Below are 19,909 nucleotides of genomic sequence, written 5' to 3'. Positions count from 1 at the left end.
CAACGCCGGGCGGGTGCTCACCCGGGGCCAGCTGATCGACCGGGTCTGGGGCAGCGACTACGTCGGCGACACCAAGACCCTCGACGTCCACGTGAAGCGGCTGCGAGCCAAGATCGAGCCGGACCCCTCGGCACCGCAGCACCTCGTGACCGTGCGCGGGCTGGGCTACAAGGTCGAGACCGACTGAGTCCCGAGGGCCCGGTCTAGCTCTTGCCCTGGCTCGCGACCTGTTCGATCGCGTCGGCAGCGGCGTCCGGATCGAGGTAACGCCCGCCCCGCTGCACCGGGCGGAAGTCCGCGTCGAGCTCGTAGACCAGCGGGATACCGGTGGGGATGTTGAGCCCCGTGATCTCGTCGTCGCTGATGCCGTCCAGGTGCTTGACCAGTGCGCGCAGGCTGTTGCCGTGCGCCGCCAGCATGACGACCTTGCCGGCGGCCAGATCCGGGGTGATGTCGGACTCCCAGTAGGGCAGCATGCGCGTGATCACGTCCTTGAGGCACTCCGTGGTCGGCAGGTCCTCGCCCAGGTCCGCGTAGCGCGGGTCACCGTGCTGGGTGAACTCGGCGTCCGGCTCGATCGGCGGCGGCGGCGTGTCGAACGACCGGCGCCAGAGCATGAACTGCTCCTCACCGTACTTGTCCCTGGTGGCCGCCTTGTCCAGCCCCTGCAGGGCGCCGTAGTGCCGCTCGTTGAGCCGCCAGGAGCGTCGCACCGGGATCCAGTGCCGGTCGGCGACGTCCAGGGTGGCGTTGGCGGTGCTGATCGCCCGGCGCAGCACCGAGGTGTGCAGCACGTCCGGCAGCAGCCCCTCCTGCGTCAGCAGCTCACCGGCGCGCGCCGCCTCCGCCCTGCCCTTCTCGGACAGGTCGACGTCGACCCACCCGGTGAACAGGTTCTCGGCGTTCCACAGGCTCTCGCCGTGGCGCAGCAGGATCAGCGTGTATGGCGTGTCCGCAGTCATGCGCAGAAGTCTAGTCAGCGGCCGGCCGGCCTGCCGGGTCGTCCACCAGCAGGTGCCGGAAGGCCGCCAGGTTGGCGGTCGACTCGCCGCGCGAGACGCGCCAGTCCCACTCGGTGCGGATCGCGGAGCGGAAACCCAGGGCGAGCAGCTCGTTGAACGGCTCGTCGCAGGCGCTGAGCACCGCCCCCAGCAGCTCGTCCACCGCGGCGGCGTCCAACCCCCGCACAGGGACCTGGCCGGTGAGGTAGACATCGCCGGAGGCGTCCACGGCATATCCCAGGCCGGGCAGTCGCAGGTTGCGGCGCAACAGGTAGGTGTAGACGGCCAGATGGTTCTCGTCGGGGTTGCGCACGACGAAGGCGCGCACCCGCAGCACCCGTCGCCGCACCAGCAGCGAGACCACCGTGCGCAGCTTGCGCTCTCCGGGCAGCGTCGCCACGAGCTCGCCGCGGCGCGTGCCCGGCTCCCAGCTGATGTCGAGCTGGTCAAGGTAGCCACCGAGCAGCTCACCGACCCGCCGGACCGCCTCGTCGTCGGTCACGGCACCACGGCAGCGGGAATGTCGACGAGCGCGGGGGCACCGTCGATCGCCTGCACTGCGTGGTCCCCGAGGACACCGGCGTAGACCTTCTCCAGATCATCCACGGTGTGCTCCCAGCTGAACCGGGCCGCGTGCTCGGTAGCCCGGCGGACCCGCTCCGCCCGGCGATCCGGGTCGTCGTCGGCGAGGAGCTCGGTCAGCGCCTGCGCCCACTGCTCGGGATCGTGACCGGGCACGAGCACCCCGGCGGAGCCGACCGCCACCGGCAGACCGCCGACCCGGGCCGCGACCACGGGGCTGCCGCAGGCCAGGGCCTCGACGGCGACCAGGCCGAAGGACTCGCTGTAGGAGGGCACGGTCACCGCGTCCGCGGCGCGATACCACTGGGCCAGCTCCGACCGCGTCACCGAGGGCACGAGCCGCAGCACCGAGCCGATGCCGAGCTCATCGGCGAGCTGCTGCAACGCCTCGGGCCCGCGTGACCCGCGACCGGAGCGACCGCCCAGCACCGCGACGACCAATCGGCCTGCCAGGGCTTGGTCGCGCTGGATCATCCGGGCCGCCGCCTCGAGCACCACGTCCGGAGCCTTGAGCGCCTGAATGCGTCCCACGAAGAGCAGGACGACCGCATCCGCCGGCAGACCGACGTCCTCGCGTGCTGCGACGCGGTCACCCGGGCTGAAGACGCTCAGATCGACACCGGGGTTGACCACGTGCACCTTGCCCGGGTCGGCGTCGTAGAGCTCGACGAGCTGGCGCGCCTCCTGGTCCGTGTTGGCCACGAGGGAGGCCGCGGCCTGCACCACCTGGGCCTCCCCGATCTCGCGTCCCCGCGGCTCGGGCTCTGCACCCTGCGCCAGCTGGGCGTTCTTGACCCGGGCCATGGTGTGCATGGTGTGCACGAGCGGGACGCTCCACCGGTCGGCCGCCAGCCAGCCCACCTGTCCGGAGAGCCAGTAGTGCGAGTGCACCAGGTCGTACCACCGTTCGGGACGGGCGGCACCGGTGCGCATCACCCCCGCCGCGAAGGCGCACAGCTGACCGGGCAGGTCCTCCTTGTCCAGGCCCTCGAAGGGTCCCGCCGCGACGTGCTGCACCAGCACCCCCGGCGCCAACCGCACCGTCTCGGCCTGGCTCCCGTCGGTGGCCCGGGTGAAGATCTCCACCTCGGTGCCACGGCGCGCGAGACGTCGCGCCGTCTCCACGACATACACGTTGAGCCCGCCGGCGTCACCGGTGCCCGGCCGGTCCAACGGGGAGGTGTGCACGCTCAGCATCGCCACCCGGCGTGGCCGCCGCTGCGCTCCTGTGCTCACCGGCCCAGTCTGGCACGGGCCCCAGCGGCCGCTGGGGACGGTCCTGCCGTCGAGCGGATGGGGCACGCCGACCCCTCAGGGCGCAAGCGTGCTCCGCCGGTCGCCGGCCAGCAGGGCCCCCAGCGCTCCGCCGAGACCGTTGGCCAGGATGTCGTCCACGTCGAAGACCCGGAAGGAGCAGTCGTAGAGGAACCAGACCCCGGTCAGCTGCGTGGCCTCGATGCCGAGGGAGATCAGCACCGAGGCCCCGAGCGCCCGACCCCACCGCATCCCCCACCATCGGCCCAGCAGGACCCCGAGCGGGAGGAACAGCACGGCGTTGAGCACCAGGTCACCCAACGCAGGGCCCAGTAGATCGGCGGAGCCGGTCGATGTCCCGACCCGGCCGAGCACCCCCAGCGGCAGCAGGTATGCCGAGGCCCCACCGTCCTGACAGCGTGGGGAGCCCGGCTCGGGCAGCGGCAGGAGCGTCACCGCCCCCACCGCCACGACGTAGCCACCGACGCAGGCCGCTCGGAGGAGCCGCCGGGCACCGAAGCCGTCGCGGCGCGGCTGGAGCACGACGAACGGCAGCAGGAGGAGGGCCACCAGCATCGCGCCGAGCACCCCGCCGGCCACGCCGATCGCCAGCCGCTCAGCCATCCGGCCCGCCGTGCGGCACACCCAGCGACGGCACAGCGCTTGTCGGGGACGGGGACAGGAACTGACCGACCAGCGCCCGCACCCTGGCCCGGTGCTCCCAGATGATGCCGCCGGCAGGCAGCACCTCCAGGGTCGCGGTGGGCAGGACCTGCGCCAGCTCCCGCGCTGTGCGCACCGGATGCGTGGGATCGCCCTCCTGGGCGATGACCAGCACGGGCACGTCGACGGCGCGCAACCGGGACCGATCGGTCAGCGGCACCTCGTGCGGCACGGTCCTCAGCGCCCCCGCGGCGACGGAGGTCATCAGCTGCCGGGCCTGCTGGTCGCACCAGGTCTGCACGTCCGGGCGAGCACGGGCCGACGCGGGCTGCTCGGCGAGCAGGTGCGCGCTCACCCCGGCGACGTCACCCTGATCGACCAGGTGACCCAGCGTCGCGAAGCGGCGCGCAGCGGTGTCGTCGCGAGGGCTGTCGAGTGCGGCGGGCAGCACCAGGACCAGGCGGTCGAAGCGGTCGGGCTCGTCCGCCACGACGGCGCACAGGGCCCCGGCGCCCATGCTGATGCCGAGCGCACGCGTGGCAGCGACCTCCTCGCGGTCGGCCACCGCTCGCACCTGGGCGGCCAGCGCGGCATACGACCAGTCCGACGCCGGGTGCCCGGCCCCGCCGGGGCGCAGCATCGGGCTGGTGCGGCCGTGACCGGCCAGGTGCATGAACGTGCGGCGCCCGCGGACTGCTCCGGCGTACGGGCGGGTGGTGGCGATGGAGCCGGCCAGTCCGTGCACGAAGAGCGACGACGGCTCGCCGCGACCCGTCACGAGGATCTCGACCTGCCCGTCCCCCGGCCCCGGGACCAGCACGGGGACACGGGGCGTCATCGGGCGGGACCGGGGGTCACCAGGGGCCGTAGGGCCCCATGTGCGATCCGTTGCCGCCCCGCCGGCCACGCATCGACTTCACGGCGGGCCGCACGTCGGTGAGATAGATCGCGGCCGCGACGATGGCCAGCAGGCTGAAGATGTTGAACGGACTGGCGAAGAAGACGAAGCCGATGGCTGCGGCCACGCCGGTGATCGCCACCCAGAAACCCTTGGTGCGCTTGCCGGCAGCGACGAACGCGTCGGCCCGGGTGATCAGCGCGTCGACCAGTGCCCACACCTGCAGCCCGGCAGCGAGCAGACCGAGCACGAGGGAGACCAGGCCCTGCAGCGAACCGATGCTGAGGTCGAGACTCTGCAGGGGGGCGATGTCCATGGGCGCAGCCTACGTGTCGACGATGAGGGTGACCGGGCCCTCATTGACCAGCTCAACCTGCATCTGCGCCCCGAATGCCCCGGTGGCCACCTCGATGCCCCGGTCGCGCAGGTCCGCCACGACCGCCTCCACCAGGGGCTCGGCCACGGTCCCCGGAGCGGCCCGGCCCCAGGACGGTCGGCGGCCCTTGGTCGTCTCGCCGTAGAGCGTGAACTGGCTGACCACCAGCACCGCGGCCCCGCTGTCGGCCACCGAGGTCTCCCCGGGCAGTATCCGCAGCTCAGCGATCTTGCGGGCGGTGGTGGCCACGTCGGTCGCCGTGTCGTCGTGGGTCGCCGCCACGAGCGCGAGCAGGCCGGGCCGGTCGATGGCGCCGACGACCTCGCCCTCGACGGTGACGCAGGCTCGGCTCACCCGCTGCAGCACCGTGCGCACCGTTGCCTCAGATGCCGACCGCGGTGACCGCGCCGACCGGTCGGCCGTGCCCGAGCACCGGTGACTCGGCGACGCTCTCCAGCGCCTGGGCGACCGCCTCGTCCGAGGCGCCGACACCCAGCGCGCGCAGCGCGGCGACGGTGACCACGGCACGGGCACGCTGGTTGCCGTCGGTGATCTTGACCGCGAGGCCCCGGCCGTCGGCCAGCCCGACGGCATACACCGACTCGGCACCGTCCTTCGCCACCAGGCCGGGCACCCCTCGGATCAGCGCGGTGACGCCACGGTCGGTGCCGCCAAGCCACTGCGGGTAGCCGCGGAACGCGGCGGCGACCCGGCCCTGCGGGCTGCCCGGGTCGGCGGCCGCGATCCGTCCTAGCGCACGGGCCAGGCCCAGCGGGCTGATCGCCATCGCCGGCGCGCCGCACCCGTCGACCCCGATCGCCGCGATCGGCTCGCCGGACAGCTCGGCGAGCGTCTCGGCGATGACCTGCTGCAACGGGTGGCCCGGGTCGCGGTAGGTCGCGGTGTCCCAGCCCGCTGTGACGCAGGTGGCCAGCATGGCCGCGTGCTTGCCCGAGCAGTTCTGCGCGATGGACGCGGGCGTACGACCGGCGGCGACCCACCGGTCCCGCTCCGGCTCGTGGCTGGGCAGGTCCGGGGTGTTCTGCAGGGCCACCTCGCTCAGCCCGGCCCCGGCCAGGATGCGGCGGGCGCCCTCGAGGTGGAAACCCTCGCCGTTGTGACTCGCGCCGGCCAACGCCAGCAGCTCGCCGTCGAGATCGAGGCCACTGCGCAGCATCGCCACGGCCTGGATCGGCTTGTTGGACGAGCGGGGGTAGATCGGTGTCGTGACGTCGCCGCGCTCCAGCACAGGCGCCCCGTCGGCGTCGGTGGCGACCACGATCCCGTGGTGGACCGACTCGACCAGACCCGACCGGGTCAGCGCCGCCACCACAGGTGCGGAGCCGAGTCGGTCGACCAGGCCGTCGGCGTCGGGCGGGGCGGGCACGGTGGTATGAATCGTCTGGGGCACGGCCAGCAGCCTAACCGGCGCAGTTGTCTGCGTGGTTCGCTCGCTGCCATCCGTCCCGACAGCGCGCGGGCCTCCTCGCTCTCGACGCGCTCTACGATTCGCCGCCTCTGCACGACGACGACGTGGACCTGGTCGTGCCGATCACGGAGGGCCTGGCAACGGCCGGGCGCACATCAAGAGAGGCGTAGCAGGAAAACTGCCCGCACCAACGGGACGGAGAGAGGTAAGGCGCACATGGTCGATGACCGCGTCCCTGACAGAGCCCTCAAGCTCCAAGCGTCGGACAGCATAGAAGCCATGGCTGCCAAGGTCGCCGTCAAGGCCGGCCGTCGACTGCACCGGACGGACGACCCGGAACTCGTGAAGCTCATCCCATATCCGGGTCGGGACACGTCGGACACTGGCCCGGCCGGAGGATGACGGTGACGTAGCTGTCGCCACAGCGTCCGCGACGTCACATTCATCTCAGACCAGCGGGTGCGTGGGCGCGGTTCGCAGGTCGGGGACGATGCACGCCTCGACGCGTCCGGCTCAGACCTCGCGGATGCCGAGCAGCTCGCGGGCGTCGGCCGACGACATCGCCGGCCGCTGCATGGTCTGCGCCAGGGCGGCAGCCCGGGAGACCAGCTCGTCGTTGTGCTGCACGGGCCGCCCGCGGGCGAGCATCAGGTTGTCCTCCATGCCGACCCGCAGGTGCCCGCCCATCGCCAGAGCCGCGGCGGCGATCGGCAGGTGGGTCCGCCCGATGCCCGTGGCCGACCAGCTGGTCACCTCCGCTGGCAGTGCGGACACCCCCGCCACCAGGGCAGGCACCGTGCCCGGCATACCCCCCGGCACACCGGTGACGAAGTCCACGTGCACCCGGCCGCCGAACGGCAGGCCGTGCTGGTCGATCAGCCGACCCAGCGCCGCCACCTGCCCGAGATCGAACAGCTCGAACTCGGGCACCACCTGCTGCTCCTGGGCCTGCACGTAGAGCCGCGACATGAACGGGTAGGGGTTGGTGAACACCTCGTCACCGAAGTTGACGGTGCCGCAGGTCAAGCTGCACGAGTCGGGGCCGGCGTCCAGCACCCGCAGGCGGGCTTCGAGGGGATCGTGCACCGAGCCCCCGGTCGACAGCTGCACGACCAGGTCGGTCGCCTCGCGCAGGGCCTGCACCGTGTCGCGCAGCCGCGTCGGGTCCAGGCTGGGACGGTGCTGCTCGTCCCGGATGTGCACGTGGATCAGGGCCGCCCCAGCGCGCTCGCAGCGGAGTGCCGTCTCGACCAGCTCGGGCAGCGTCGTCGGCAGCTGGGGCATGTCGGCCTTGGCCGTCTCGGCCCCGGTCGGGGCGACGGTGATCAGCGTCGAGGCAGGCATGCCCGGCATCCTGCCACGCTCCGCGGGGGTCTCCGCGGGGCTGGTGCAGGCCCCGACGTGTCAGGGGGTGACGACGAGCGTCTGCGCCGCGCTGGTGCTGCCCGCGTGCAGCACGGCCCCGGGGTCCAGGGTGCGCTTGACCACGCCGAGGGCCACCGGCCCGTCCTCGTGGTGCCGGGCGACAGAGGTGAGCCGGCCCACCACCTTGCCGTCGTGGCTCAGCTCCGCGCCGTCCTCGGGCAGCGTGTGCCCGGAGCCGTCGAGGTGCAGGAACACCAGTCGCCGTGGCGGACGGCCCAGGTTGTGCACCCGCGCGACCGTCTCCTGCCCGCGGTAGCAGCCCTTGTGCAGGTGGACCGCCGTGCGCAGCCAGTCCAGCTCGTGCGGGATGGTGCGGTGGTCGGTCTCGGCGCCGACCCGCGGCCGCCATGCCTGCACCCGCAGCGCCTCGGCGGCCCACTGCCCTGCCGGCGGCCGGGATCCGACACGGTCCTCCAGCTGCGCCCGAGGCACCAGCAGCTCGCGCCAGGCCCGTCCCGCTGCGGGATGCTCCGCCGGGCCGTATGTCGTGCTGTCACCGACCACGTTCGGCCACGGGTCCACCCAGGCGAGCGGCTCGCCGGCGGCGGACTCGGTGCCGACCGGCTCGCCCAGCACGGCGATGTCGGCAGTGCGATCGGCCACCTCCACAGCCAGCATGAAGCGCATCGAGTCCAGCCACGAGCGGACGGCCTCCTGCGCGCCGGGCTCGGTGGTCAGCCAGCTGGTCTCGCCGTCGTCGACCACGTGCAGGGCGTGCTCGATGTGTCCCTTGGGCGACAGGATCAGCGTCTCGCGCGACTGCCGGGGCTCTAGACCGACCAGCTGCTGGGTGGTCAGCGAATGCAGCCAGCGCAGCCGGTCCGGCCCGGTCACGGTGAGCACCCCGCGATGGGACAGGTCGACGCAGGCCAGTCCCTCCTCGAGCAGCCGTTGCTCCCGGTGTGGATCCCCGTAGTGCGCCGCGACCCCGGCATCGCGGCCCGTGCCGACGACGGCACCGGGACGCTGCAGCAGCGGGCTGGTGGGGAGCGCTTGCTCCGTCTGGGATGTGCTCACGCGTTCCTTTCGTGTGCGGTGTCAGGTGCTGCGGGCGGGGGGACGTCCGCGCACCGGGCGCACCGACCGTGGATGGCCATGTGGGTGACCTCTGGTTCAAAGCCGTGGCGGGCCCGGAGATTCCTGGCCAGCTCGCCGGCCATCGCCGGATCGGCCTCCAGGACCCGCCCGCACTGCCGGCAGACCAGGTGCAGGTGCTCCCCGTGCGCGTCCAGGTGATAGCTGGGCGCCCCGTGGTCGAGATGGGTGTGCCGCACCAGTCCGACACCGGCCAGGGACTCCAGGTTGCGGTAGATCGTCGAGGCCGGCAGCTCACCCTCACCGTCCCGCTCCAGCGCCCCGGACAGCTGCTCGGGGGTCGCATGACCCACCCGCGCCAGGGCGGCCAGCACCCGACGTCGCGGCCCGGTCAGTCGCAACCCGGCAGCCCGGAGCCGCTGCTGCACCTCGGCGGGCTCGACCGGACCGGCGTCACCGTTCACAGACACCCCCTCACCGTAGCGCTGTTGCCCGGGTGTCCTCAGCGTGTGTCCAGGCATCGCGAACTATACTCAGGGCATGACCTCGACCTTCGGGGCCGGCGGGGGCCAGCTCTACGACACGTCTCCACGACGCCCGGCCGGCCGCCGCCGGCATCGCACCCGGCGGCTCCTCGTCGTCGGTGTCCTCCTGCTGTCGCTGCTCGCAGTCGGGGCGGCGGCAGGCTACTTCGCCTTCCTCAACTGGACGGTCAGCAAGAACCTCACCTACAGCGAGCTGCTGCCCGACGAGGAGATCCTCGGCGAGAACCGCCCGGTGCAGCCGGAGCAGGTCCAGCGCCCGGAGAGCGCCGGTGACGCCCGCAACTTCCTGCTGATCGGTAGCGACACCCGCGACCCGGATCTCGAGCGCGGCCGCTCCGACGTCATCGTGCTCGCGCACGTCTCCGACGACCGCCAGCGGGTCGACCTGATCCACTTCCCCCGGGACTACTTCGTGCAGATCCCGGGCTCGGACCGCAAGAACAAGATCAACGCCGCCTACTCTTTCGGTGGCGCTCCGCTGCTGGTCGAGACCCTCCAGGCGTTGCTCGGCGTCCCGATCGACGAGGTGGCGCTGGTCGACTTCGAGAGCTTCAAGTCGATGACCGACGCCATCGGCGGGGTGCAGGTCAACGTCGCGGAGGGCAGTCCGCGCTTCCCGGCCGGTATGCAGCAGATGGACGGGGCGACCGGCCTGCAGTTCGTCCGCGAGCGCTACGACCTCAGCCAGGGCGACATCTCGCGCGGCCAGCGGCAGCAGGCCTTCATCAAGGCGATCATGCTCAAGGCGCTGTCTCGCGACACCCTGACCAACCCGTCCCGGTTCGCCTCCTTCGTCGACGCGGCCACCACCAACGTGACCGTCGACAAGGATCTCGACCTGGGTGACATGCGCTCCCTGGCGCTGTCGATGCGGGGGGTGCGCGGAGACGACATCCATTTCGTCACCGCCCCGTGGACCGGCATCGGCGACGACTCCTTCGCCGGGTCGATCATCAACCCGGCCCCCGACCAGCTGGAGGTGCTTGGCCAGCATCTCCAGAGCGACACGATGGCCGACTACAGCGACCCGGTCTCCCCCACCTCCGGGTTCGGCCGCTGAGCCCTCCCACGCAGCCAGATCGCCGAGCGTCCGCGATCAGCTGACCCGCTTGAGCTCCGCCGAGACGTGGCTGGTCAACGACTGTCCGCCGGCGGCCATGTCCATGGCCCACATCAGGTTGCCGTTGACGTAGCCGTAGAGGCGGTGCGCCGCGGCATACTCCGACGCGTGCGGACTGCGCAGCACCCCGTCGGTGCGCAGCTCGACCTTGGCAGGGCTGGTGCTCCCGTAGTACATCTCCACGATGCCCGTGGCATGAGCCAGCACCAGCTCCACCTCGTCGCCCGGCAGCGGCCGCCAGAATCCGGTCTCGACCGCGAGCGGCGCGGTCTGCTGCCCCCGATCGTCCAGGACCCAGGTGCTGGAGCGCCAGAACAGGAACGGGCGGCCGTCGTGGCTGACCTGGACCTCCTGGCCGAAGTTGGCCGACTCGATCGTGGGGTAGCCGACCACCCCGGCCCCCTCCCACATCCCGATCATCCAGGCCAGCGGGGCCAGGTCGGGGTGCATGGTGGGGTCGATCTCGATGGGCACGACCCCATCGTATGCGGTGAACCCGGCCGCGCCGAGGAACCGCCGTGGACTCGACCCCGCTCAGCTCAGCGGGGCAGCGCCTCGGGGAGCAGGCCCAGGGCGGCGACATACGGCAGCACCAGCACGATCAGCACCGAGGTCAGCGAGGCGACCAGTCGAGGTCGGGCGTGAGCCAGCGGCGGCAGCGTGCCGAACACGGCCCGCGCCACGTGGCTGACCCCGCCGCTGGTCACGCCGACCAGGAGGAACACACCCCACGGCTGCTCGGTGAGCGCCGCGGTCACCACTGCGGCGGCGGCCCCGGCGAGCAGCGCGGCCGGGGTCGTCCAGGGCCGCAGCGCCGCCCGGGTGCTGGCCAGGTCGGTCAGCGACGACGCTCCGGCGGCGGCGACGGCGGCCACCAGCAGCGCCGACCCCGGGTCGGTGCGGGACAACGGGATCGCGAAGATGCCGCTGGTGAGCACGGCGAGGCCGAACAGCACCGAGGTGACCGAGTCGGCCACCCGGGGGCGCCCGTCCCGGCGCAGCAGCTGATGCCCGAAGGCCAGGATCATGGAGACCGCCAGGGCGGCGGGCAGCCAGGTGAGCCACGGGGGCTCGGCGCGCAGCGCCACGCTGAGCACGATGGCTGCCCCACCGAGCAGCAACACCGCGACGGTCCCCCGAGGGGTGGGCAGGGCCAGGGTCCCCGCCCAGCCCCAGGCGAGCACGAGCACGGCCAGCCCGAGCGCCGAGGCCACAAGTGTCGGACCCACCAAGCCGGTCAGGCCGATCACCCAGGCGGTCACCACGGTGCCCCCAGCGAGTCCCACAACGCGGCGGGAAGGGACGGTCCCGGGGGCTGTGGTGGTCTCGGCATGGCGCACGGCCGTCATTATCCGCCCTCCCGCAACGGCACCCGGTCCACACCGTCGGCAGGGCGTGCCGAGCCCCCACTATCCTCAAGGGGTGGCCGAGATGGCGCTGCTCACCCCGGGAGGCTCCGACGGAGCCCTGCTGCGCGTGCTCCCGGCCCTGGACCTGCTTTCCCACCGGGTCCGGATCGAAGCCCTGGACGCCGCTGCGCTGCTGCGCGGCGCCGAGCCGGACATCGTCCTGGTGGACGCCACCACCGACCTGATGGCTGCGCGCACCACGCTGCGCACCATCGACACGATGGGCAGCTGGGGTGCCGTGCTCGGAGTGTTCGCGGAGGCTGGGGTGACCGTTGTGGACGACCAGTGGCCGCTTGACGACCTGCTGCTCACCGGTGCCGGTCCGGCGGAGATCGAGGCGCGGCTGCGGCAGATCCGGCGCCGCACCGGAGCCCAGCAGCGGCTGGACGCTCGCACCGGGCCGATCCGGGTGGCCGACGTCGTGGTGGACGAGTCCAGCTGGACGGTGCGGGCCGGGGGACGACCCCTGGATCTGACCTTCAAGGAGTTCGAGCTGCTCAAGTTCCTGGTGCAGCACCCGGGCCGCGTCGTCACGCGCGACCAGCTGCTCCAAGAGGTCTGGGGCATGGACTACTACGGCGGCACCCGCACGGTGGACGTGCACGTGCGGCGCTTGCGCGCCAAACTCGGACCCGAGCGCGAGTCGCTGATCGGCACCATCCGCAACGTCGGCTACCGCTTCGCCGGGACCCGCAGCACCGAGTGAGAGGACGCACGATGGACGTCACGACCGAGCGGGTCCTGCCGCCCCGGCAGGGCGCGGACGTCCTGGCCCTCGCCGTCCGGGCCAGGACGCGCGACGACGTGCGCGCCCTGTCCGAGCAGACCGTTCTGGACGTGCGGCGGCTCCCCGAGGAGGGCGGGGCCGACCCGCAGACGACACACCTGCTGGTGCTGGACCGCGCGGGCGAGATCGACGCCAAGGTGCTCGGATACGCCCACGTGGACCACCACGAGCAACACCCCACCGTGGAGCTGGTGGTGCACCCGGACGAGCGCCGGGCGGGCATCGGCACGATGCTCGCGCAGGCCGTGCTCCAGCAGTGGCCGACGGCCCGGTGCTGGGCGCACGGTCACCTCCCGGAGGCCCAGGCGCTGGCCGGCCGACTGGGCTTGCGGGTGGTCCGCGAGCTGTGGCAGATGTCGCGGCCGCTGCGCGGTGAGTGGTCCGAGCTGCCCGAGGCCCCCGTGCCGGAGGGCTTCGCGGTGCGCTCGTTCGAGGTCGGCGCCGACGAGCAGGGGTGGTTGGCGGTCAACGCCCGCGCCTTCGCCCAGCACGCCGAGCAGGGCCGGATGACCCGCAGCGACCTGCGCGACCGGATGCACGAGCCGTGGTTCGACCCACACGGCTTCCTGCTGGTCGAGGACGTGCGCGACGAGGGCGCCCCGCGGCTGGCCGGGTTCCACTGGACCAAGGTCGAGCCCGCAGCACCCGGGTCCAGCACCCCCGTCGCCGGTGAGGTGTATGTCGTGGGCGTGGACCCGGCATACCAGGGGCAGGGCCTCGGCCTGGTCACCACGGTGCTCGGGCTGCGCCACCTGCGGGCGTGTGGCCTGGCGACCGCGACCCTTTATGTCGACGGTGACAACGCCGCGGCGGTGGCGACCTACCACCGGCTCGGCTTCGAGCGTTCCGCGGTCGACGTGATGTATGCACGGTACGACGGGGCTGGGCCGGAGCACTGATCCGGTGGCAGGATGATGGTCATGACGACGGCCCAGACCTCCGACAGTGCTGCGGAGCCGCGGATCGAGGATTCGGGCGAGCCGTGGCGCACCACGCCGGAGCTGGTCGAGACCAACAGCGTGGTGCCGCTGCCCCAGATCCGGGTGCAGCCGCCGAGAGCCGCCAACGGCCGCTTCATCCGGCTGGAGGGGGCCGAGCGGGACGACGGGGAGCAGGCGTCCGGCGACGAGCTGCCCGAGGGGCGGTTCCTGGACCGCGAGGTGTCCTGGCTGCAGTTCAACGAGCGGGTGCTGCAGCTGGGCGCGGACCCCGACCTGCCGCTGCTGGAGCGGGCCCGGTTCCTGGCCATCTTCGCCGGCAACCTGGACGAGTTCTTCATGGTCCGGGTGGCCGGTCTCAAGCGCCGCATCGCCACCGGGATCGCTGGTCGTTCCACCGCCGGGCTGGAGCCGCGGGAGGTGCTGGAGGAGATCTCCCTCGGCGCCCACGGCCTGATGTCGCGGCACGCCGCCCTGTTCGGTGACACGGTGGCCCCCGCCCTCGCCGGCGAGGGCATCACCATCGTCCCGTGGGAGGAGCTCACCGAGGCCGAGCAGACCGAGCTGGCACAGATGTTCACCAGCACGGTCTATCCCGTGCTGACGCCGCTCGCCGTCGACCCCGCGCACCCGTTCCCCTACATCTCCGGGCTCTCCCTCAACCTCGCGGTCATCCTGACCAACCCGCGGACCGAGCGCGAGCACTTCGCCCGGGTCAAGGTGCCGCCGCTGCTGCCTCGCTTCATCCGGCTCTCGACCGGCGACGGTGACCTCTACAGTGACCGCTACGTGTTGCTGGAGCAGGTGATCGCCGCCCACCTCGACGAGCTGTTCCCCGGCATGAAGGTGCAGGAGACGTTCACCTTCCGGGTCACCCGCAACGAGGATCTCGAGGTCGAGGAGGACGACGCCGAGAACCTGCTGACCGCCTTGGAGCGGGAGCTCACCCGCCGCCGGTTCGGCCCGCCCGTGCGACTCGAGGTCGTCGAGGACATGGACGACCATGTGCTCGACCTGCTTACCCGCGAGCTACGCGTCCACGCCAGCGAGGTCTACCGGCTGCCCTCGCCGCTGGACCTGAGCGCACTGCATACCCTGGCCGACCTGGACCGCACCGAGCTGCGCTACCCCAACTTCGTGCCCAAGACCCACCCCGAGCTGGCGCCGGTGGAGCGCTCCGCGCCCAGTGACGTCCTCGGGGCCATCCGACAGCGCGACATCCTGCTGCACCACCCCTACGACTCGTTCTCCACCTCGGTGCAGGCCTTCCTGGAGCAGGCGGCCGCCGACCCGCACGTGCTGGCGATCAAGCAGACCCTCTACCGCACCAGTGGCGACAGCCCTGTCATCGACGCCCTCATCGAGGCCGCGGCCGTGGGCAAGCAGGTGCTCGCGGTCGTGGAGATCAAGGCGCGCTTCGATGAGGAGAACAACATCAGCTGGGCCCGCAAGCTGGAGCAGGCGGGAGTGCACGTCGTCTACGGCATGGTGGGGCTCAAGACGCACGCCAAGCTGGCCCTGGTGGTCCGGCAGGAGTCCGGCGGTCTGCGCCGCTACTGCCACGTGGGCACCGGCAACTACAACCCCAAGACGGCTCGGCTCTACGAAGACCTCGCCCTGCTCACCTGCGACGACTCCATCGGCGAAGACCTGACCCGGCTGTTCAACCAGCTCTCCGGGATGGCACCCAAGGCCAAGTTCAAGCGACTGCTCGTCGCACCCCGCTCGGTGCGCAGCGAGCTCGTGTCCCGCATCGACGCCGAAGGGGAGCGGGGGCCGGAGGGCCGGATCCGGCTCAAGCTGAACTCCATCGTCGACGAGCAGATCATCGACGCCCTCTACCGCGCCTCCCGAGCGGGCGCGCGGGTCGATGTCTGGGTGCGCGGCATCTGCGCCCTGCGCCCCGGCGTGCCGGGTCTGTCCGAGACCATCCGGGTGCGCTCGGTGCTCGGCCGGTTCCTCGAGCACTCCCGGATCTTCGCCTTCGACGGGGGTGGCGAGCCCCAGGTCTACCTCGGGTCAGCAGACCTGATGCACCGCAACCTGGACCGGCGCGTGGAGTCCCTGGTGCCGATCACCGACCGCGACCAGATCAAGCGCCTGGGCAAGATCTTCGACCGGGTCATGAGCGACCAGGTGGCCAGCTGGCAGCTGGACTCTGATGGTCAGTGGACCCGGCACCATCTCGGCGACGACGGGTTGCCGACGCAGGATCTGCAGGACGAGCTCATCGAGCGCTACGCGGCGCGGCGCCGGCCGGGGCGGCGGCGGTGAGCGCCGAGACCGTGCAGCTGCAGGAGGATCTGGAGCCTCGGGAAGCCGTGCACGGCGAGGACGTCGTGGGGCCGAGCGCCCCCACAGACGCCCTGGCGACCGGGGAAACCAGCGCCGCGGTGGTGCGAGCGGCGGGGGTGCTGCCCTGGCGACGCAAGAAGAAGAAGCTGCAGGTGCTGCTGGTGCACCGCCCCCGCTACGACGACTGGGCCTGGGCCAAGGGCAAGCTCGAGCGGGGCGAGGACGTGGCGGCGTGCGCGGGCCGCGAGGCATTGGAGGAGACCGGGCTCAAGGTCCGGCTGGGGGTGCCGCTGCCGGGGTCGGTCTACGCCCTGCCCAAGGTCGGGGATCGCACGGTGATCAAGCGTGTGGACTACTGGGCGGCCGAGCCGATCGGTGGCTCCGGGCGGCTCGAGGAGGAGATCGACGAGGTCGCCTGGCTGAAGCCGGCCAAGGCACGCAAGCGGCTCAGCTATGTGCGGGACCGGGAGCAGCTGGACACGCTGGTGGAGTACGAGCGGGACGGTCGGCTGGACACCTGGACCCTGCTGGTCGTGCGGCACGCCAAGGCGATGGCTCGCAAGGAGTGGGCCGAGGCCGACCCGCTGCGTCCGTTGACCGTGGTGGGGCGGCGGCGCAGCGACAAGCTCGTGGACATCCTCACCGCCTATGCCCCGGAGCAGGTGCTGAGCTCGACGTCGACCCGCTGCCACGACACCGTGGCGCCGTTCACGCAGACGGCCGTGGTGCCGCTGCGCACCAAGCGCGGCTTGTCCGAGGAGGGCTACGACGTGGCACCGGACAAGGTGCACAAGCACCTACGCCGAATGTTCGAGCGAGGCCGCACCATCGCGGTGTGCACCCACGGGCCGGTCCTCGAGGCGGTGCTGGCGGACCTGGCCGGCCGGGCCGACACCCCGGCGATCGCGCGAGCGGTGCGGCGGGTGACGGCGACCTCGATGGACAAGGGTGAGGTGCTGGCCTGCACCGTGCAGGGACGGGGGCCGACCGCGCGGATCGTGGCGACCCGGCGGCACCGCATCCCCCGCTGAGCGTCTGCCAGGCAGAGCGCGGGGGAGCAAACTCCCGAGCACAACGTCGGGCGGGCGAACTCCCGAGCAGATCAGCCGAAGCGGCCGGAGATGTAGTCCTCGGTGGCCTTCTGGGACGGGTTGTTGAAGATCCTGGTCGTGTCGTCCATCTCGACCAGCTTGCCGGGCTTGCCCGTCGCCTCGAGGTTGAAGAACCCGGTGCGGTCGGAGACGCGTGCGGCCTGCTGCATGTTGTGCGTGACGATGACTACGGTGTACTCCTCCTTCAGCTCGTTGATCAGGTCCTCGATGGCCAGGGTGGAGATCGGGTCGAGCGCCGAGCACGGCTCGTCCATCAGGATCACCTCGGGCTGCACGGCGATGGCGCGGGCGATGCACAGTCGCTGCTGCTGACCGCCGGAGAGACCGGAGCCGGGCTTGTCCAGCCGGTCCTTGACCTCCTCCCACAGGTTGGCCGAGCGCAACGAGCGCTCCAGCAGCTCGTTGCCGGCCTTGCTGGAGATGCGCTGGCTGTTGAGCTTGACGCCGGCCAGCACGTTCTCCTTGATCGACATCGTCGGGAAGGGGTTGGGGCGCTGGAAGACCATGCCCACCTCGCGGCGCACGTCCACGGGGTCCACCCCCTTGCCATAGAGGTTCTTGCCGTCGATGGTGACCTCACCATCCACCCGACCACCGGGGATGACCTCGTGCATCCGGTTGAGGGTGCGCAAGAAGGTCGACTTGCCGCACCCGGAGGGCCCGATGAACGCGGTCACCGAGCGCTCCTCGATGGTCATGGTGACGTCAGCCACCGCCTGGAAGCTGCCGTAGTAGATGTCGAGGTCGGTGATGTCGATGCGCTTGGACATGTGCGGGTCTCCAGGGTTTTCAGCGGCCGGTCTTCGGCGCGAAGACCTTGGCGATGAGTCGGGCGGTGAGGTTGAGGGCGATCACGATGAGCACCAGGATCAGGGCTGCCGCCCACGCACGCTCCAGGCTGGGGTCACGGACCCCGGGATTGAGCGGCTTGGTGAACATCTCGTAGGCGTAGACGGCCAGGGTGTTCATCGGTCCCTGCAACGGGTTGGTGTTGAGGGCGTAGAAGCCGCCCACGGCCACCAGGAGCGGGGCGGTCTCGCCGATGACCCGGGCGATGGCCAGGGTCACCCCGGACGCCAGGCCGGACGCCGCCGTCGGCAGCACCACCTTGTAGATCGTGCGCCACTTGGGCACGCCGAGGGCCAGCGAGGCCTCGCGCAGCTCGTTGGACACGATCCGCAGCATTTCCTCGCTGTTGCGCACCACTGTGGGGATCATCAGCACCGACAGGGCGATCGCCCCGGCCATGGCGTTCTTCGTGCCGATCCCGAACAGCACCCCGAAGAAGGCGAAGGCGAAGAGGCCGGCCACGATCGAGGGGATGCCGGTCATCACGTCCACGAAGAACCGCAGTACCCGGACGAACTGGGGGCGCCCGGCATACTCCACGAGGTAGATCGCGGCGAACACCCCGATCGGCACGGAGATCACGGTGGCGATCCCGGTGATGATCAGGGTCCCGAGGATGGCGTGGTAGGCACCGCCGATGAAGGGCGCCGTGCCCTCGGCGTAGGCCTGGTCGTCCAGGCCGGTGATGCCGTTCATGGTCTGCAGCAGGAAGTCCAGGCTCACCGCGCGACCGATGCCCTCGTTGATCACGGTGAACAGCAACGAGATCAACGGCAGCACGGCGATGCCGAACGCACCGTAGACCAGACCGCGCATGAGCTGGTCCAGGCCGACCCGGCGCCCGGCTGTGACTCGGTAGCCGACGTAGACCGCGACGAGGTAGATGAGGTAGCCGACGACCACCCCCAGGGCGAGGCTGTCCAGGAGCAGCCACACCAGCAGTGCGGTCACCACCCCGCCGGCCAGGGAGCCGAGCGCGATGGCCTTGGTGGCCGGGCGGACCGGTGAGGAGGTGATGCCCTCCCAGCTGTCCAGTCGGGTCGTGATCCGGTCGTTGCCGTCCGCGGACTTCGGCGTGGACGTCGGGGTCGGGGTGTCGGTGGGTGTGCTCATCAGTTGGCTCCCGAGAACTCGGCGCGCTTCTCCACGATGGAGCGGGCGAACAGGTTGACGACCAGCGTGATCACGAACAGCACCAGGCCGGCCGCGATCAGCTCGGAAAGGCGCAACCCGGAGGCCTCCGGGAAGTTGAGGGCGATCTCCGCGGGGATGGTCGAGTTGCCGGTGCCGATCAGGTTGAAGGTCAGCCCACCGGTCGACAGGATGATGGTGACCGCCATCGTCTCCCCGAGCGCGCGGCCCAGCCCGAGCATGGTGCCGCCGATGACGCCTGGCTTGCCGAACGGGATGACCGCTGTCGTGATCATCTCCCACTTCGTCGCGCCGAGCGCGAGGGCAGCCTCCTCGTGCAGCTTGGGCGTCTGCAGGAAGACCTCCCGGGACACCGAGGTGATGATCGGCAGGATCATCACCGCCAGGACCAGGGAGGCGGTCATCAGGGTACGCCCGGTGGCCGAGGAGCTCTCGAAGATGGGGATCCAGCCGAGGTTGTCCTCGAACCAGCCGAAGAGCGGCACCACCGCGGGCGCGAAGACGGTCAGGCCCCACATACCGAAGACCACCGAAGGCACGGCGGCCAACAGGTCGATCACGAATCCGATGGCCCGGCCCGTGCGGGCCTCCGCGTAGTGCGAGACGAACAGGGCGATCCCGACCGCCACCGGGGTGGCGACGGCCAGGGCGATGACCGAGGCCACGACGGTGCCGATGACCAGGGGCCACACGTAGCCGAGGAAGCCCGCGTCTCCGGTGACGTCCTCGGCCGATGCGGACAGCACGGGGAAGGCCTCGACCAGCAGGAAGGTCGCCACTCCGGCCAATGTGGCCAGGATGAGGATGCCGGAGCCCAGGGCTGCGCCACTGAAGATCCGGTCACCGAGGCGCTGGGAACCGCCGCCACCAGCTCGCGCCGGCTCGGCCTCCTTGATGGTGGTGCCGGTGACGTGCGGTTGGTCGTCGCTCCCGTGCGGTTGATCCTCTGGGCTGCTCATCTGTCTCCTCGAACCCGTGTGCTGCGGACCGCTCAGCGTCGGTGGGGGGGGGCGGGAGAAAAAAACGCACACACCCACCA

22 protein-coding genes are annotated in these 19,909 nt (G+C 71.4%); 6 read left to right on the top strand and 16 right to left on the bottom strand.

Going from position 1 to position 19,909, the window contains the following annotated elements:
• Nucleotides 1–187: winged helix-turn-helix domain-containing protein (locus ACR2FV_RS01865; protein ID WP_434014023.1), on the top strand; the 187-nt coding region annotated here is incomplete at its 5' end.
• A 16-nt stretch (nt 188–203) separates the two neighbouring features.
• Here ACR2FV_RS01865 and ACR2FV_RS01860 read toward each other — a convergent pair.
• From ACR2FV_RS01860 to ACR2FV_RS01810, 11 genes are all read right to left on the bottom strand, one after another.
• Nucleotides 204–962, bottom strand: a complete 759-nt coding sequence (locus tag ACR2FV_RS01860) for a phosphoglyceromutase (RefSeq protein WP_434014022.1) — start codon at nt 960–962, stop codon at nt 204–206.
• 10 nt (nt 963–972) lie between these two features.
• Nucleotides 973–1,503 carry a YbjN domain-containing protein gene (locus ACR2FV_RS01855; RefSeq protein ID WP_434014021.1) on the bottom strand — a complete coding sequence of 177 codons (531 nt, stop codon included), beginning with the start codon at nt 1,501–1,503 and terminating at the stop codon, nt 973–975.
• On the bottom strand, nt 1,500–2,819 hold the full coding sequence (gene mshA, locus ACR2FV_RS01850) for a D-inositol-3-phosphate glycosyltransferase (protein ID WP_434014020.1): 1,320 nt from the start codon (nt 2,817–2,819) through the stop codon (nt 1,500–1,502). The genes ACR2FV_RS01855 and mshA overlap by 4 nt, the downstream gene beginning before the upstream one ends.
• A 75-nt stretch (nt 2,820–2,894) precedes the next feature.
• A complete protein-coding gene (locus ACR2FV_RS01845; RefSeq protein WP_434014019.1) occupies nt 2,895–3,461 on the bottom strand; it encodes a VanZ family protein in 567 nt (188 codons plus the stop codon).
• Entirely contained in the window at nt 3,454–4,338 is an 885-nt protein-coding gene (locus ACR2FV_RS01840) for an alpha/beta fold hydrolase (protein ID WP_434014018.1), read from the bottom strand. Before ACR2FV_RS01840 ends, ACR2FV_RS01845 begins: the two co-directional genes overlap by 8 nt.
• A gap of 16 nt (nt 4,339–4,354) precedes the next feature.
• A complete protein-coding gene (locus ACR2FV_RS01835) occupies nt 4,355–4,714 on the bottom strand; it encodes a DUF2516 family protein (RefSeq protein ID WP_434014017.1) in 360 nt (119 codons plus the stop codon).
• A gap of 9 nt (nt 4,715–4,723) precedes the next feature.
• Nucleotides 4,724–5,149 (bottom strand): D-aminoacyl-tRNA deacylase, encoded by a 426-nt coding sequence (dtd, locus tag ACR2FV_RS01830; protein ID WP_434014016.1) that lies wholly within the window; start codon nt 5,147–5,149, stop codon nt 4,724–4,726.
• A 7-nt stretch (nt 5,150–5,156) separates the two neighbouring features.
• The gene (locus tag ACR2FV_RS01825) at nt 5,157–6,185 is read right to left on the bottom strand and encodes an asparaginase (RefSeq protein ID WP_434014015.1); all 1,029 of its coding nucleotides are present in this window, start codon (nt 6,183–6,185) and stop codon (nt 5,157–5,159) included.
• A gap of 531 nt (nt 6,186–6,716) precedes the next feature.
• Nucleotides 6,717–7,547, bottom strand: coding sequence for a 3-keto-5-aminohexanoate cleavage protein (locus ACR2FV_RS01820; protein ID WP_434014014.1), 831 nt, complete (start codon nt 7,545–7,547; stop codon nt 6,717–6,719).
• Nucleotides 7,548–7,607: 60 nt separating this feature from the next.
• Complete coding sequence (locus ACR2FV_RS01815) at nt 7,608–8,645, bottom strand: YgfZ/GcvT domain-containing protein (protein ID WP_434014013.1); 1,038 nt, start codon at nt 8,643–8,645, stop codon at nt 7,608–7,610.
• Entirely contained in the window at nt 8,642–9,133 is a 492-nt protein-coding gene (locus ACR2FV_RS01810; protein WP_434014012.1) for a Fur family transcriptional regulator, read from the bottom strand. The genes ACR2FV_RS01815 and ACR2FV_RS01810 overlap by 4 nt, the downstream gene beginning before the upstream one ends.
• Nucleotides 9,134–9,203: 70 nt before the next feature.
• Here ACR2FV_RS01810 and ACR2FV_RS01805 point away from each other — a divergent pair, with 70 nt between their 5' ends.
• Nucleotides 9,204–10,268: an LCP family protein gene (locus ACR2FV_RS01805; protein WP_434014011.1), complete on the top strand. Its 1,065-nt coding sequence runs from the start codon at nt 9,204–9,206 to the stop codon at nt 10,266–10,268.
• A 36-nt stretch (nt 10,269–10,304) separates the two neighbouring features.
• On the opposite strand, the gene ACR2FV_RS01800 is transcribed toward ACR2FV_RS01805, so the two are convergent.
• Nucleotides 10,305–10,802, bottom strand: coding sequence for an FABP family protein (locus ACR2FV_RS01800; protein ID WP_434014010.1), 498 nt, complete (start codon nt 10,800–10,802; stop codon nt 10,305–10,307).
• Between the two features lie 65 nt (nt 10,803–10,867).
• Nucleotides 10,868–11,677, bottom strand: coding sequence for a hypothetical protein (locus ACR2FV_RS01795; protein ID WP_434014009.1), 810 nt, complete (start codon nt 11,675–11,677; stop codon nt 10,868–10,870).
• 82 nt (nt 11,678–11,759) lie between these two features.
• Between ACR2FV_RS01795 and ACR2FV_RS01790 the strand changes: the two genes are divergently transcribed.
• Genes ACR2FV_RS01790 through ACR2FV_RS01775 form a run of 4 tightly spaced genes read left to right on the top strand, consistent with a single transcriptional unit; the run spans nt 11,760 to nt 16,788 of the window.
• Complete coding sequence (locus ACR2FV_RS01790; RefSeq protein ID WP_434014024.1) at nt 11,760–12,443, top strand: winged helix-turn-helix transcriptional regulator; 684 nt, start codon at nt 11,760–11,762, stop codon at nt 12,441–12,443.
• 11 nt (nt 12,444–12,454) lie between these two features.
• Nucleotides 12,455–13,423 carry a mycothiol synthase gene (gene mshD / locus ACR2FV_RS01785; protein WP_434014008.1) on the top strand — a complete coding sequence of 323 codons (969 nt, stop codon included), beginning with the start codon at nt 12,455–12,457 and terminating at the stop codon, nt 13,421–13,423.
• A 21-nt stretch (nt 13,424–13,444) separates the two neighbouring features.
• Nucleotides 13,445–15,736: an RNA degradosome polyphosphate kinase gene (locus tag ACR2FV_RS01780; protein WP_434014007.1), complete on the top strand. Its 2,292-nt coding sequence runs from the start codon at nt 13,445–13,447 to the stop codon at nt 15,734–15,736.
• Nucleotides 15,733–16,788 (top strand): NUDIX hydrolase, encoded by a 1,056-nt coding sequence (locus ACR2FV_RS01775; protein WP_434014006.1) that lies wholly within the window; start codon nt 15,733–15,735, stop codon nt 16,786–16,788. The genes ACR2FV_RS01780 and ACR2FV_RS01775 overlap by 4 nt, the downstream gene beginning before the upstream one ends.
• 71 nt (nt 16,789–16,859) lie before the next feature.
• Here the strand turns inward: ACR2FV_RS01775 and pstB are convergent, their stop codons facing one another.
• The 3 genes from pstB to pstC are packed head-to-tail and all read right to left on the bottom strand — an operon-like array spanning nt 16,860 to nt 19,829.
• Nucleotides 16,860–17,639: a phosphate ABC transporter ATP-binding protein PstB gene (gene pstB / locus ACR2FV_RS01770; protein WP_434014005.1), complete on the bottom strand. Its 780-nt coding sequence runs from the start codon at nt 17,637–17,639 to the stop codon at nt 16,860–16,862.
• Nucleotides 17,640–17,658: 19 nt separating this feature from the next.
• Nucleotides 17,659–18,831, bottom strand: a complete 1,173-nt coding sequence (gene pstA, locus ACR2FV_RS01765) for a phosphate ABC transporter permease PstA (RefSeq protein ID WP_434014004.1) — start codon at nt 18,829–18,831, stop codon at nt 17,659–17,661.
• Entirely contained in the window at nt 18,831–19,829 is a 999-nt protein-coding gene (gene pstC, locus ACR2FV_RS01760) for a phosphate ABC transporter permease subunit PstC (RefSeq protein WP_434014003.1), read from the bottom strand. Before pstC ends, pstA begins: the two co-directional genes overlap by 1 nt.
• Nucleotides 19,830–19,909 lie beyond the last annotated feature (80 nt).

The sequence above is a fragment of the Ornithinimicrobium sp. genome, from assembly GCF_051004135.1.
Classification (GTDB): domain Bacteria; phylum Actinomycetota; class Actinomycetes; order Actinomycetales; family Dermatophilaceae; genus Ornithinicoccus.
This window is presented reverse-complemented; position numbering and strand designations above follow the sequence as displayed.